Below are 14,042 nucleotides of genomic sequence, written 5' to 3'. Positions count from 1 at the left end.
GATGGCGGCGGGTCAGCCAAAGAAGGTGTTGGCTGAACTAGCCCAATCGCTAGCAGGCTAACGGTGATCCCACAAAGGTCGGCTGAGGGTTGCAATTATTCTTCGGTGCGCGCCGTGCTTTCGCGATCAAGTTCGTAGTGGCGGGCCAGCGGAAGCGCCGGCAACCAAGCCTCACGGCGAATCGTCCAGAGTTCATAAGTGGGCTTGAACTGGTCCGGCTCATCCAGCGATCCAACGTTGACTTCAACTTCGTCTGCCGAGCGCGTAAACACCGGTGAACCACAGCGTGGGCAGAAAAATCGGCCGTTGTAGTCGCGGGTTTCACCGCTGACCGTTAGTGCGCCCTCAGAGAATATGGCCGAGGTATGGAACAGCGCGCCGTGGCGTTTGCGGCAGTCGAGGCAGTGGCAGATGCCGACGCGGTAAGGTTGGCCGAGGACTTCGAAACGGACGTTGCCGCACAGGCAGCCGCAGGTGAGTGGATTCATGGTGCACCTCCTCCTGCTTGTCCTCTCATAACAGACTGTCCAGATCGGGAAAGGTAATCCTGCCCAGCGTCCAAGGCTCCACGATATCGCAATGCACAGTGCGTAAAAATGAACCCCACTCACTCCGGTTATGAGCATCCGGACCAGTGACTGTCAGTAAAAGATATTCATCCCGAAAAGCGTCATAGGCGTAGATCAGCCAAAAATCATTTTCAGCATCACCAACCAAGGCTGTGCGGTGATACTGACGACTGATTTTTCCCCATCGAGCCTGCAGTGTCTGAGTACTGGCAAGGTGGATATGGTGCATATCGGTCAGATCGAGTCGTTCGTCGCGCCCGAAAACCGCGGGTAGTTCATCGCAGACCTTATAGTTATAAAAGTGTGCAGCGAAATTTTGCCAGTTACTTAATTGTTCAAAAAGCGCAGAGACCTTGATAGCCGGCATTCAGGCCTACTTTGTAATAGGTAGCCTGCCAGTGATCACAAATTTATCGAACACTTTCTGCCCATCACGCGCGGCTTGCCGAACATCGAGGAATGTCAGTTCATCGCGAACTTCCTTTTTGTTTGGCTTGTCGGTCTTTCGAGTGGTGGCCATCGGAGCCTCCGAAGGGTATGTATTCATTCTGACCAGCTTAAGTGATTAAGTTTTGATCGGCAAACAATAGAACCTTGCTTCAAGCCCGGCAAGTCGGCAGATTCTGGCGGATTTGTAGGTCACGGCACCAAAATGTGTAGTCCATAAAGGTGCTTGAATCTGACGGCCTCGACAGGTCGAGTGATGGGTAAAGAGATAGATTTACTGACACAAGCAAAACCGGTAGCTCTAGCTGTCCGGCATTTCCTGCATTTAAACGTAAATAAATGCGCACGTTTAAATTACACAAATCGTTACGGCTGCAATCTTTTGATTCCATACTGCGGGTTTTCAAAAGTGCGGACCCTGCCATGCCCTCCCCAGAATCGAGCCTTTTACAAAGTTGGCACGACAATGCCGATGCCTGGATCGAAGTGATCCGCAGCGGCGGCATCGAAAGCCGTCAACAGGTGACCAATCAGGCGATTCTGCTGGCGATCATGGGGCGTCAGCCGGAACGTGTGCTTGATCTCGGGTGCGGCGAAGGCTGGTTGTTGCGGGCACTGGCGGACCTGGGGATGGCGGCGGTGGGCGTGGATGGTGATGCGACGCTGGTTGAAGCGGCGCGTTTGGCCGGCTCTCCAACAGTCCATGTCGCCGACTACGACGCGCTGATCGAAGCGAAGGTTGATATCGGCTGTGACTACGATTTGATCTGCGCGAATTTCTCGCTGCTGCATCAGGACGTTATTCCTCTGCTGGCCGCGATGAATTTGCTGCTGGTTCCCGGTGGTGCGCTGGTGATTCAGACATTGCATCCGTGGGCAGCAGCGGCAGGCGATTATCAGGACGGCTGGCGCGAAGAATCTTTCTCCGGATTCAAAGGCCAGTGGCAACCGATGCCATGGTATTTCCGCACGTTGTCGAGCTGGTTCAATGCATTGGACATGGCCGGCTTCCGCCTGGTCAGTATGCAGGAACCCCAACACCCACAAAGCCCGATGCCGCAGTCATTGCTGCTGGTGGCAGAACGACGCTGAATCCCCAGAATCACCACCAAACGTTGTAGGAGCTGAGCTTGCTCGCGAAAGCGGTGCGTCAGGCAACAACCCTGCAAGCTGTGCCGACGCCATCGCGAGCAAGCTCGGCTCCTACAAGGGATTTGGGTTGACCACAGATTCCGGCAACACCACCAAGCGTTGTAGGAGCAAAGCTTGCTCGCGAAAGCAGTGTATCAAGCAACAACCCTGCAAGCTGTGCCGACGCCATCGCGAGCAAGCTCGGCTCCTACAAGGGATTTGGGTTGACCACAGATTCCGGCAACACCACCAAGCGTTGTAGGAGCAAAGCTTGCTCGCGAAAGCAGTGTATCAAGCAACAACCCTGCAAGCTGTGCCGACGCCATCGCGAGCAAGCTCGGCTCCTACAAGGGATTTGGGTTGACCACAGATTCCGGCAACACCACCAAGCGTTGTAGGAGCTGAGCTTGCTCGCGAAGGCGGAGTGTCAGGCAACAACCCTGCAAGCTGTGCCGACGCCATCGCGAGCAAGCTCGGCTCCTACAAGGGATTTGGGTTGACCTTGGATTTTGGATATACCACCGGACATTGTGGGAGCTGAGCTTGCTCGCGATAGCGTTGTGTCAGGCAACCATCCTGCAAGCTGTGCCGACGCCATCGCGAGCAAGCTCGGCTCCTACAAGGGATTTGGGTTGACCTTGGATTTTAGATATACCACCGGACATTGTAGGAGCTGAGCTTGCTCGCGAAGGCGGTGTGTCAGGTAACAACCCTGCAAGCTGTGCCGACGTCATCGCGAGCAAGCTCGGCTCCTACAAGGGATTTGGGTTGACCACAGATTCTGGCAACACCACCAAGCGTTGTAGGAGCTGAGCTTGCTCGCGAAGGCGGAGTGTCAGGCAACAATCCTGCAAGCTGTGCCGACGTCATCGCGAGCAAGCTCGGCTCCTACAAGGGATTTGGGTTGACCTTGGATTTTGGATATACCACCGGACATTGTAGGAGCTGAGCTTGCTCGCGAAGGCGGTGTGTCAGGTAACAACTATCCAAGCTGCGCCGACGATTTCGCGAGCAAGCTTTGCTCCTACAAGGGTCAGGCGGTTTGTGGGATCAGGCGTGGGCCGCGCAGGCGGTATTGCGCCAGCAGGCGCATGACGTAGCCGATTTTGAGCAGGGTCGGGCCGAGGATGGTCAGCGCATGCATCGCCACCAACAGGGCAATCGGCATGTGGCCGTTGTAGAAGTAGGCGCCGTAGATGCCGGACAGCAGCATGACCAGGCCAGCGACGAGGATTTTATTCGACAGGTGCAGAACGTTCAGTGGGCTTTCGAAGACAGTGAACATGGTTGCGTACTCCTGAGCGGTTCGATGGATACGCTAACCTGTTCAAATCCTGTGCCAGAATTTTAGTTCAATAAAATCAAATACATGAGCCAAAACGAGTCAATTTGACACGACAAAGAAAAAGTCGAAATGACTCGCTAGAAGGTCATTACGACTACATCTCACAAAAAATCCAGACTCCGCAGCCTAAAAGCAAACCAATATCATTTGCACACTATCTGCCCTTTTGATTTAATCGCGACCCATTCTTATTTAGACCGGTAAATGGTCGCTCTGGACGTTTGCTCTGATGACGGTTGCCGACACCTCACTTGTGCAGAATCTCTACCTCAGCCACCACCGCTGGCTGCACGAGCTATTGCGTCGGCGCCTGAGCAACGCGATGGATGCCGCCGACCTCGCCCACGACACCTTCATCCGCGTGCTCAAACGCCCGCAATCGTTCAATGGCGAAGTCCACGAACGCTCGTATCTGGCAACCATCGCCCGGGGTTTGTGTGTCGATCACTGGCGCCGTCGGCAACTGGAACAGACCTGGCTGGACACCCTCGCCAACCGCCCACCAGCCTTGCAGCCCTCGCCCGAACAGCAAGCGATCATCATCGAAACCCTGCACGAAGTGGACGCCATGCTCCAGCGTCTGCCACAGCGGGTCAGCGAAGCGTTCATCCTCGCTCAGTTGCACGGCATGCCTTACCGGTTAATCGCGGAACAGATCGGCGTCAGCGAACGGATGATCAAAAAATACCTCGCCCAAGCGATGATGCATTGCGCGATTCTTGAGGCCGAACTCGACGGCCTGCTGATTGAGTAACGCCATGAACAAACTCAGCCACGCCAGCCTTGAGCAGGCGGCGCACTGGTACGTGCAATTGCACGACGCGCCGGTCGCCGTTCAGGAACACCTGCGCTGGCAAGCATGGCTCTCACAGAGCCCAGAGCATCAAGCGGCCTGGAGCTACGTCGAACGCGTCGGCCAGCGGTTCGCGCCGCTGCAAGGCGACGGCGAAACTCACGCCATCAGCCACGCCTTGCGTACCAGTAGCCGCTCTTCGATCAGTCGTCGACAGTCACTCAAAGGCTTGCTGATTCTTGCGGCGACCGGGCTCACCGGTCTGGCCGCATGGCGCAGCACACCGCTAATCGAGCGGCTCAGTGCCGACCTGTCGACCGGCACTGGCGAAACCCGCGAAACGACACTCAGCGACGGCAGCCGGATCTGGCTCAACGCGTTGAGCACGCTGAACGTGCGTTTCGACACTACACGTCGTTTGTTGCTGCTCCGTGCCGGCGAAGTGCTGATCGACACCGCCAAGGATCCACACAGGACTTTCCTGGTGGACACTGAACAGGGCCGGATGCGCGCATTGGGCACGCGCTTCAGCGTCCGCCAGAACGACCGCAACACCCTGCTCAATGTGTATGAAGGCGCGGTCGAGGTACGCAACCAGCAAGGTCAGACGCAAGTGGTTCAGGCTGGCCAGCAATTGGCGTTCGGCATGGCTCGATTGGGCACCGCCACGGCGGTCAGCCCGTCACGCGAGGCCTGGCGCCAGGGACTGCTGCTGGTGGATAACCTGCCGCTGGGCGAACTGATCGAAGAACTCAGCCGTTATCGCCCGGGGCATCTGCATTGCGATCCGGCCGTGGCCAATTTGCCGGTGATGGGTTCGTTCCCCCTCAAGGACACCGATCAAGCCTTGCGCCTGCTGGAGGCGGCATTGCCGATCCGCGTCGACAAGACTTTCAACTGGTGGGTCAGCGTCGGGCCGAAAGCCTGAGGTTTTTTACCTGGCGGTTCCCTTTGGGCGCGTTCATTCGGTTAACCCTGAGCAACCCCCACTTCGTTGATCGCCACCGGAAAACTGCATGTTGCGCTCCACTCTAGTTCCCCCCGTTTTGCTCTGGCCTTGGCATTTGCCGTGTCGGGGCTGTGCGCCTCGATTGCGCAAGCAGAAGCGCAGAAGCAGCATTATTCGGTCGCTGCGGGCTCACTGGTTTCAGCGCTCAACCGTTTCGCCGAACAAAGCGGCGTGTTCATCGCCGGTCACAACGATCTTGCCGCAGACAAGCACAGCCCCGGACTGAACGGCGATTACACCGCGCAACAAGCCCTGCAAATTCTGCTCAAGGGCAGTGGCTTGCAAGCTCAGCCGCAAACCGGTGGCGGCTATGTCCTGCGGACCACGGCCTCTGAAGAACCGCTGCAACTGGACGCCACCACCATCAACAGCAAAACCCTCGGTGCTATCACCGAAGACACCCATGCCTACACCACCGGGCAATCTTCGTCGGCCACTGGCCTGCCGCTGTCCCTGCGCGAAACCCCGCAATCGGTCACCGTGATCACTCGTCAGCAACTCGACGATCAAGGCGCGACTGGCATCGCCGATGTGCTGCGCCGCGCGCCGGGCATCAGCGTGCAGAACTACGACAGCGAGCGCTGGGAGTTTTCCAGCCGTGGCGCGCCGATCACCAATTTCCAGTACGACGGGGTCAATACCGACTACGACGGCGTCTACGATTACGGCACCACCAGCACCGACATGGCGACGTTCGACCGGGTCGAAATCATCAAAGGTGCAACAGGCCTGATGACCGGTTCAGGCGATCCTTCTGCCACGGTCAACCTGATCCGTAAACGCCCTACTCCTGCGTTCAAAGCTTCGCTGAGCGGCAGCGTCGGTTCATGGGACAACTACCGCAGCGAGGCCGACGTCTCCGGCCCGTTAACCGCGAGCGGCAACCTGCGCGCGCGCTTCGTTGGCGTCCATCAGGAACGCAGCGCCCACGCCGATCATTACCAGAACAGCAAGGACATCGCCTACGCCATCGTCGAAGCCGACCTGAGCCCGGAGACCCTGCTGACCCTTGGTTTTGATCAGCAGAATACTCGTTCGCGCGGCGCCAGCTGGACCGGGTTCCCGATGTTCTACAGCGACGGCGCGCGGACGAACTTCTCCCGCTCGTTCAACCCGGCCACTGATTGGAGCCGCAGGGATTTCAGCAACCAGACGCTGTTCGCCGCCGTCACCCGGCACCTGCAGAACGACTGGACGCTGAAGCTCAGCTACGACCGCAAACACCGCGAGCACGACACCCTGCTCGGCTCCGCCAGCGGCGGCAACCCGGATCCTGTGACCGGCGACGGCATGTTCCTGTACATGGGCAAATTCAAGGGCGACGAAGTGCAGGACAATGTCGATCTCAACCTCGGCGGGCCGTTCAGCCTGTTCGGTCGCGAGCATCAGTTGATCGTCGGTTTCATGTCGATGAACACCCGCCAGGACAACCCGGTGTACGGCTCGGTTTATCCAGCGCTGGATGGCAGCATTTTTGACTGGCACGGTGAGTTCGCCAAACCCGACATCCCGCAGGTCGGCACCGACACCATCCGTCAGCGCCAGACCGGCGCGTACCTCTCGACCCGCTTCAAGGCCAGCGACGATCTGGCGTTGATACTCGGCGTACGTGTCAGCGATTTCAGCGCCAGCGACCACCTCGACTATCGCGATCCAGACACCGTCAACGTCCGAGACGGCTACCGCCAGACCGGTGTAGTCACGCCATACGCGGGCGCGGTCTACGACCTCGACGACACGTACTCGCTGTACACTAGTTACACACGCATCTATCAGCCACAACTGAGCAAGGACGCCTCGCACCAAGTGCTCGACCCGGTGCAAGGCGACAGCTATGAAGCGGGGATAAAAGCCGAATACTTCGACGGTCGGCTCAACGCCAGTTTTGCCGTGTTCCGCATCGAACAGGACAACGTCGCCGAACAAGTCAGCGGCTTTGACAACGCGGCGGTGTACCGCGCCGTTCAGGGGGCAACGACCAAAGGCTTTGAGTTCGAACTGGCCGGTGAAGTCGCTGAAGGCTGGAATCTCTCCGCCGGCTACGCCTACAACCACACCCGCGATGCCCGTGGTGATCCGGTGTACGCCTCAATCCTGCAGACCACTGCGCCTGAGCAGTTGGTGCGGCTGTTCAGCAGCTATCGCCTGCCCGGCGCCTGGCAGAATCTGACATTGGGTGGCGGCGTCAGTTGGCAAAGTGAATTTTTCGGCAACGTGTTCCAGCCCGCCGCGGGCCAGAACGTGCGCATCACTCAGGACAGTTATTACCTGGTCGACGCAATGGCGCGTTACCGCTTCAACGACCACCTGAGCACCACGCTCAACGTCAAAAACCTCTTCGACAAGACCTACTACACCGGCCTCGGCAACTTCGGCACCGGGTTCTATGGCGAACCGCGCAGCCTGCAATTGACCACGCGTTGGGATTTCTGAGGTTGCCGCCGATTTACGGTTGCTTCAGGTACCGCACTGGAAACCTTGTCATCGCAACCGACAGCTCAACGGCGCGGCGCTGGCCGAGGCCGTGGCGAGCAGGCAGGCAACAGCCAATAAACGAGGGGTAACCATGATGCTGAGCGTCCTTGCGGCAAAATCGGGGCGGCAAGTCTAGCGACAAACAGTTCGGGCCGATATGTCTTCTCGACTTGTCGATCTACGGCACCGCCAACCGGCTACCGAGTGACTACGCTGATAGTCCAGCGTGCTAACCCCGTAGAGGAGAACACCATGCAACGCGTGCAAAAACTCACACCCTGCCTCTGGTTCGATGATCAGGCCGAAGCGGCTGCCAAATTCTATTGCTCGATCTTCGATCACTCCAAAATCACCGCCATCACCCATTACGGCAAGGCTGGTTTCGAGCACCACGGTCGCCCCGAAGGCTCGGTGCTGACCGTGAGTTTCGAACTCGATGGCCAGGGCTTCACCGGGCTCAATGGCGGCCCGGTGTTCAAGTTCAACGAAGCGGTTTCGTTCCAGGTCAATTGCCAGACTCAGGAAGAGGTCGACCATTACTGGGGCGCGTTATCTGCCGTACCCCAGGCCGAGCAATGTGGCTGGGTGAAGGACAAGTTCGGGCTGTCCTGGCAGATCGTCCCGGTGGCCATGATGGAGATGCTCAAAGACCCCGACACGGTCAAATCCCAGCGGGCCATGCAAGCGATGATGCAGATGAAAAAACTAGACATCGCTGAACTGCAGCGGGCCTTTAACGGCGAGAGCTAATACACTCAAGCGCTGACCTGCCAGGACACTAACGATGAAGCATGCCGCAGCCAAAGATGCCGACAAAGCTCCACGTTTCTGGCGTGACGACGCCCTGCCCTTCATCGAAGCCCGGGCCATCGCCGATGGCCGCGAAGTCTGCTACGCCCGGCATTCCCATGCGCACTTCTCCATCGGCGCGATTACCGCCGGGCGCAGCACCTATGTGCATGAGCAATCGGAGTTTCAGGTCAGCACCGGCACCGTGGTGCTGATGAACCCCGGCGATGTCCACGCCTGCAACCCGATCGATGACCAGCCCTGGTCGTACCTGATGCTCTACGTCGAGACGCCGTGGTTGACCGACTTGCAGCATCAATCCGGGTTTGCCGAGGATGTGCAGTTTCGGCGGTTTTCAGCCACGCATTTGCAGGACGTCGGGCTGTTTCGCGAACTGATCGCGCTTTATGACGTTCTGGTTGACGATCAACAGGATGTGCTGCGTAAACAGAGCACGGCGGTGGAGTTTTTCAGCGATCTGCAACTGCGCCTCAACCCGAGCGATCAGCCGTTGCGCGAGCCGAACTTCAAGCTCGAACGCGCCGCCGATTACATTCGTGAACATTGCACCGATCTGCTCAGCCTCGACGACATCTGCACTGCGGCGCAACTGTCACCGTCGTATCTGATCCGCGCCTTCAAACAGCATTACGGCATGACCCCGCATGCCTTTCTCGTTAACCAGCGCATCCAGTTCGCCCGCGAACGCCTGCGCCATGGGCAGTTGATTGCCGACGTGGCGCTGGAGGCCGGGTTCGCCGATCAGGCGCACTTTCAGCGTGCCTTCAAACAACATCTGGCGGCAACCCCGGGGCAATATCGGGGTTAAACCAACTCATTCCATAAGCCGTATTAAATTCAACTTGTTTCACTAAAAGCAATTCAACAAGCCGCCTACTCCTCCCTGCCCGCACTCACTTCCAACTCACGCGCACAATAGAAACAATTGCAATCAACAAGTTCCGTGACTTTAACCAACTCGATTAATACCCTGCCCGCACAAACACACCAATGGCGCGAACGCCCTCGATAAATATCACCTGATATTCGCGCAATGACTACCACACTAATTGGAATATGGAGATTCATAGATGCAGCAGCCTTATGCTCATTTTTCGACGCATGAAGATAAACTTCAAAAACAATCTGTCAGCAAAGCCCTGTCAAACTTTCTGAAAGATGAGTTTGTAAGAAATACAATCGAATGGGCACGGGATCGCCTGTCGGTAACCCGCACTCCTGGCTCAGGTTTCGATCAATTGCACCGACCGGCGGCGCTGCTGTTGATCAACATGATCAAGCACCCGGCGTTCCTGGAGATTCGCCGAGCCCAATCCATCGCGCTTAATGTCGTCTTTCAGGTTGATGAACAGGCACGTATGTTCTACACCCACGAGAATGTCAGCGCACAGCCCGGCGTGGCTGATCCGCAGAGCTGGAACGCTACCGGTTTTTTACTCGGACCGAGATCACTGACGCGGTCGTCAATGTTGCAGGCTTTAGTGAAGATCTGAAACTATTGGCAAACAGTGCCAAATCGACAGGTGGACTGATCAGTTCGGGTCAGTCGATCACTGTGGACCAATGGTTGAGGTTCAACAAATTGCCACTTCCGGTTTCGGAAGAAACCAGCAATGAACTGATCGACTTACTTAACTTCTCCACACTGCCAGAGCCTCCCCGTTATGCAAACTACTGGCAGTTGCTCAATGCCCCAGAAGAGTCGCCCTTCCAACTGAATAAAGAAAACCGAGCGATCATCCGCCAGATAAACCAACGGGCCACCGCTAATGAAATACCTCTGATCGAGGAATATGGCGCTTCTCTTGTGATTGAAAGTGGCTCACCCGATGGTTTGTCGGACAGCCCGGGGTATCGGTTGAAGCGGCTGATCGACGATATGTTCAGGACGTCTGAACAGGCCCACGAATACATCGAGGCTCTTGGCTGGTTTAAAGAAACGACCGACGCGCCAGCTTCGCCCGAGTTTGTCGAACAGCTGATCATTGCCGCGATCCTGCTTGACCTTGATGCCGACGCAGATATCACCGCCACCTCGTTCGCAGGCTACGATCTATATTCATCGCGCCATATGCTCAATGCTCCGGCTACGGTGCGCCGCGAACTGGAAGAGCACCTGATCAACCAACGCGGGCTGAACAAGGTGATTGCACCGCTGGTGGCAGAGTTGGTGCTGGGCGGGATGGCCCCGGAATACCTGGTGACCGATGCCCCGGCCCAACTGAAGATCGCTACCCCTGGCTGGGTCATTTTCAGCCAGGCGGTGCATTTTGCCGAAGCCATTTCGCCGGGTGTTTCGCGGGCTATGACTTATGAGCATCTGCTGGGTTTTGCACAGTTATCGAAGCTGACGCCGGAACTTGAAGCTGTTTATGCGCAGATCGCCGTTGACCCGATCATGACCTGGGCCTTGATGAACAAACTTGTCACGCGGGAAGCGGACGGCAGCCTGAGTGAAGACACCGCTCAAAAAGCATCTGCCGAATACCAGCGTTACGTTGATCAGATATTGCAGGCCTCCTCTCAACTTCGCCGCAAACTGCCCCATCGCAAGCCTCTGGCCCTGGAGGAAATGCGTAAGGAAGTTCCCGGCTGCAACCCTGACGAATTGCTGGTCAAGCACCGTGGCACAGGCGGCGGTAACGGCAGAAAGGTGTCGGTAATTGATCTGTACATGGGCGACGAGCTGAATAGCGAAGACTGGAATCGACTCAAGGGCCGCAGCATTTATGAATCTTTCCCTAACCTGCTGAGACTGTATCCCGCCAACGATTTATACGAAGAGGCCATCAACCGTTTCTCCATGCGCATGCAGGCGGCGATGGAGTGCAATATCAATGTTGCATTTTCTCAACTGCGCCCTCGCGACCGTGGCTTTATTGAAAACGCTCATTTGGCTATTTATTGCGTTCAGCAGTCCATCTGGACGGACTTCGCGAGACTGCCTACATTCGGTGGCATTACACCCGAGCGCTCGGCGATTCCCGGCGATACCGGACGATTCGGCATTATCATCTGTGCGGTGATCCACTCGGAAATTCGCTGCTATGAATTGTTCCCGCTCAAGTCGCAATGCCGGTTCAACGAGAAACTGACGAGCGCATTCACCGGCCTGGTCAAACCCGGTGGATTGGACAAGCCAACAGACTTCACCAGCCGAGAAAAATTTGACCGTCTGCCGATAGACGTCAAGGCCTACCTCAGCAACAGCGAGCCTCGCGACACACATTCCAAGGCATTCATACGCAAAGTCGGGGAGTTCCAAGAGTCCTGGCAAGACACTGACGGCGCAAGCACGCCGAACCGCTTCTTCCGTTCCAGCCGCAAGCAAGCCATCAGCACCCTGATTGCGAAGGAAATACCTGCGTTCACGGTGGCCGAACTCTGGCAAATGGGTCTTGACCAGACTCAGCGAGAAAAAGCCATTGCAACCACCGAGACCATTTTCAACACCCTGCTCAACGTGATTATCCCTTTCAAGGAATGTGTCGAAGAACTGTCCTCCGGCGACAGTTCCAGGCAGATCAAAGCCATCAGTGGCTGTGTCATGGACGTGGTCGGTGTCGCTGCCGTTGTTGCCGCCGTGCCGTTGAAAATCGCCGGTACGGCGGTCAAGGCTACGACCACCGCCGCCCGCCTGCTTAAAGGCTCCAAAGTGATCGCGGTGACGATTCTGAACCTGTTCAATCCGCTGGATGGATTGCCGAAACTGTTGCAGGGCGGTGGCAGGCTGATTGGGCGCAGCCTGAAAAAGCTCGGTACACATGCCTCGGCTATCCCGCATGCCGCACGCGAGCAACTGCGCCTTTTGACCGGCGCTTACAGCTATGACCTGGTCAAAGCGATCGACCACACTGGCTCCGCTTCACGGATTCGCATGTCGCTGGATACCGTGGCGCATGCCCGCGCACTGTTCAAGGACGACAGCATCGAGACCCTTCAGCATGTTCTCACGCGTTTGAGTGACAAGAGCAGTGCCTTGCCCAAAGGGATGAGCTCAATTGAACTCGACCATTTGTTCGAAAATGCCGTGCGAGAGGCGTCTCTGCATTACCCGTCGTTTACAAAGCTGCAAACACTGATCGGCGCAGACGCGGCGGAGAGTATGTTGCGCTCTTACATGCAGTCTTTAGGTTTTCGTCATAGCGACAATTTCTATACGGCGAAGGACTACGCTGAAACCCTCGACGATGTTGCGCGGATTGAGATTAAAAGAGCCACGTACATGACCGACTACCAGCAGAACGTGCTGAAAACTGATCTCGACAAAGCCCCTTACACTGATGTCATGCCCGAAGCGGCCTTCAATTTCCAGGGTCACACTGAACATTCAAAGAGAGCCGCCGCGTGGATGCTCAATGGCTCATCCTCGAAAGGAAACGACTTCGACAACATCCTCGCCGTGTTGCGCGAATACACGGGCAACAGCAAGTCACTGACTGATCCGGCCGTCATCACCGAAGTACACCGACGCCTGGTTCCTTCGGCCAGTGGGGTGATTCGCGACGCCGGCTCGGATGGCAAGTACGGCAGCAGCGTCACCGGTTTCGCGCTGCTTGGACAGCATCTGAAAACACTCGACACCACTCACCAACACTTTGACAAACACTTGCTTGCAGCGATCGTGGGTTTTCAGGGATTTGGCGACGGTAACGGCCGTACGGCGAGTGCGATGTATGCAATCAGCCAACTGCGTAACAACAATTTCACGCCTATGACGCCGCAGGCATTCCGCGTGTTGAACGGAATATTCTGAGGTTGATCTTGAGGAGATGAAAGCGCTTCGTGCCGCCAGAGGTCGCGGCACGAAGCGTCAGGGCAATGCCTTCTAGGTCGCCAACAAGTACCCCGCACACACCACCAGCAGCAACGCCATGCTCCGGTTGAACAGCCGCATGCCCCTGGCGTTGCTCAAATACCCGCGCAAGAAGGTCCCGGCATAAGCCCAGCAGCCGACCGAGAGATAACAGACCACCAGATAAATCGCCGCGAATTGCCAGACCAGCCGCGCGTCGCCGTCCGCGACAAAGGCGCCCATGCCCGCGACACAGGCCAGCCAGGCCTTGGGGTTGAGCCATTGCATCATTGCGCCGTAAAACATCGAGGGCGCCTTGCCCTCCTGACTGGCGCCCAAGTGACCGTTATCGACCGCCAGTTTCCAGGCCATGAACAACAGAAACGCCACCCCAGCCACTTGCACCACCCGGGTCAGCACCGGCCATAACCGCAGCAACTCGTGCAGGCCCAGGCCCATCAACACCAGCAGCAAGACAAACCCCAGGGTTGCCCCCGCCACATGCCGCTGACTGGCACGAAAACCAAACTGCGCCCCGGAACTCAACGCCACGATATTCACCGGCCCCGGGGTTATCGAAGCGACCAGGGCAAACGCCGCCATGGAGATCAACACACTCATCACACACCTTCTTCAACCCAAGGAACAAGGTGCTCACCCTACGCAGC

At 57.1% G+C, this 14,042-nt stretch carries 12 protein-coding genes; 8 read left to right on the top strand and 4 right to left on the bottom strand.

Going from position 1 to position 14,042, the window contains the following annotated elements; all coding sequences use genetic code 11:
- Positions 1–95 precede the first annotated feature (95 nt).
- Together JFT87_RS15900 and JFT87_RS15895 are read right to left on the bottom strand one after the other, a co-directional pair.
- On the bottom strand, positions 96–488 hold the full coding sequence (locus JFT87_RS15900) for a GFA family protein (protein WP_201202643.1): 393 nt from the start codon (positions 486–488) through the stop codon (positions 96–98).
- A 25-nt stretch (positions 489–513) separates the two neighbouring features.
- The gene (locus JFT87_RS15895) at positions 514–936 is read right to left on the bottom strand and encodes a type II toxin-antitoxin system YafO family toxin (protein ID WP_201202641.1); all 423 of its coding nucleotides are present in this window, start codon (positions 934–936) and stop codon (positions 514–516) included.
- Positions 937–1,439: 503 nt separating this feature from the next.
- Between JFT87_RS15895 and JFT87_RS15890 the strand changes: the two genes are divergently transcribed.
- On the top strand, positions 1,440–2,108 hold the full coding sequence (locus tag JFT87_RS15890) for a class I SAM-dependent methyltransferase (RefSeq protein ID WP_201205223.1): 669 nt from the start codon (positions 1,440–1,442) through the stop codon (positions 2,106–2,108).
- 1,072 nt (positions 2,109–3,180) lie between these two features.
- Here the strand turns inward: JFT87_RS15890 and JFT87_RS15885 are convergent.
- Positions 3,181–3,432, bottom strand: a complete 252-nt coding sequence (locus JFT87_RS15885; protein ID WP_201202635.1) for a transmembrane sensor/regulator PpyR — start codon at positions 3,430–3,432, stop codon at positions 3,181–3,183.
- A gap of 289 nt (positions 3,433–3,721) precedes the next feature.
- Between JFT87_RS15885 and JFT87_RS15880 the strand changes: the two genes are divergently transcribed.
- The 7 genes from JFT87_RS15880 (at position 3,722) to JFT87_RS15855 (ending at position 13,335) form a co-directional block, all read left to right on the top strand.
- Entirely contained in the window at positions 3,722–4,246 is a 525-nt protein-coding gene (locus JFT87_RS15880; RefSeq protein WP_201202633.1) for a sigma-70 family RNA polymerase sigma factor, read from the top strand.
- 4 nt (positions 4,247–4,250) lie between these two features.
- Positions 4,251–5,213, top strand: coding sequence for a FecR domain-containing protein (locus tag JFT87_RS15875; protein ID WP_201202631.1), 963 nt, complete (start codon positions 4,251–4,253; stop codon positions 5,211–5,213).
- A 123-nt stretch (positions 5,214–5,336) separates the two neighbouring features.
- A complete protein-coding gene (locus JFT87_RS15870) occupies positions 5,337–7,727 on the top strand; it encodes a TonB-dependent siderophore receptor (protein ID WP_446739735.1) in 2,391 nt (796 codons plus the stop codon).
- 294 nt (positions 7,728–8,021) lie between these two features.
- Positions 8,022–8,519 (top strand): VOC family protein, encoded by a 498-nt coding sequence (locus JFT87_RS15865; protein WP_201202629.1) that lies wholly within the window; start codon positions 8,022–8,024, stop codon positions 8,517–8,519.
- 34 nt (positions 8,520–8,553) lie between these two features.
- Positions 8,554–9,387 (top strand): AraC family transcriptional regulator, encoded by an 834-nt coding sequence (locus JFT87_RS15860; RefSeq protein WP_201202627.1) that lies wholly within the window; start codon positions 8,554–8,556, stop codon positions 9,385–9,387.
- A 262-nt stretch (positions 9,388–9,649) separates the two neighbouring features.
- The gene (locus JFT87_RS28430) at positions 9,650–10,072 is read left to right on the top strand and encodes a hypothetical protein (RefSeq protein WP_242487265.1); all 423 of its coding nucleotides are present in this window, start codon (positions 9,650–9,652) and stop codon (positions 10,070–10,072) included.
- Between the two features lie 5 nt (positions 10,073–10,077).
- Positions 10,078–13,335, top strand: coding sequence for a hypothetical protein (locus tag JFT87_RS15855; protein ID WP_242487264.1), 3,258 nt, complete (start codon positions 10,078–10,080; stop codon positions 13,333–13,335).
- A 72-nt stretch (positions 13,336–13,407) separates the two neighbouring features.
- Here JFT87_RS15855 and JFT87_RS15850 read toward each other — a convergent pair whose 3' ends face one another.
- A complete protein-coding gene (locus JFT87_RS15850) occupies positions 13,408–13,995 on the bottom strand; it encodes a LysE family translocator (RefSeq protein ID WP_201202626.1) in 588 nt (195 codons plus the stop codon).
- Between the last annotated feature and the right edge of the window lie 47 nt (positions 13,996–14,042).

It is taken from the genome of Pseudomonas sp. TH15 (assembly GCF_016651105.1).
In the GTDB taxonomy this organism is placed as follows: domain Bacteria; phylum Pseudomonadota; class Gammaproteobacteria; order Pseudomonadales; family Pseudomonadaceae; genus Aquipseudomonas.
The sequence above is the reverse complement of the archived record's forward strand: the minus strand, read 5'-3'. Positions and strand labels throughout refer to the sequence as shown.

What these genes read in the sequence shown, in the direction of transcription:
- JFT87_RS28430 (WP_242487265.1), top strand. Translation starts at nt 9,650, where the DNA reads ATGCAGCAGCCTTATGCTCATTTTTCGACGCATGAAGATAAACTTCAA.
- JFT87_RS15885 (WP_201202635.1), bottom strand. Translation starts at nt 3,432, where the DNA reads ATGTTCACTGTCTTCGAAAGCCCACTGAACGTTCTGCACCTGTCGAAT.
- JFT87_RS15900 (WP_201202643.1), bottom strand. Translation starts at nt 488, where the DNA reads ATGAATCCACTCACCTGCGGCTGCCTGTGCGGCAACGTCCGTTTCGAA.
- JFT87_RS15890 (WP_201205223.1), top strand. Translation starts at nt 1,440, where the DNA reads ATGCCCTCCCCAGAATCGAGCCTTTTACAAAGTTGGCACGACAATGCC.
- JFT87_RS15880 (WP_201202633.1), top strand. Translation starts at nt 3,722, where the DNA reads ATGACGGTTGCCGACACCTCACTTGTGCAGAATCTCTACCTCAGCCAC.
- JFT87_RS15860 (WP_201202627.1), top strand. Translation starts at nt 8,554, where the DNA reads ATGAAGCATGCCGCAGCCAAAGATGCCGACAAAGCTCCACGTTTCTGG.
- JFT87_RS15875 (WP_201202631.1), top strand. Translation starts at nt 4,251, where the DNA reads ATGAACAAACTCAGCCACGCCAGCCTTGAGCAGGCGGCGCACTGGTAC.
- JFT87_RS15895 (WP_201202641.1), bottom strand. Translation starts at nt 936, where the DNA reads ATGCCGGCTATCAAGGTCTCTGCGCTTTTTGAACAATTAAGTAACTGG.
- JFT87_RS15865 (WP_201202629.1), top strand. Translation starts at nt 8,022, where the DNA reads ATGCAACGCGTGCAAAAACTCACACCCTGCCTCTGGTTCGATGATCAG.
- JFT87_RS15850 (WP_201202626.1), bottom strand. Translation starts at nt 13,995, where the DNA reads ATGAGTGTGTTGATCTCCATGGCGGCGTTTGCCCTGGTCGCTTCGATA.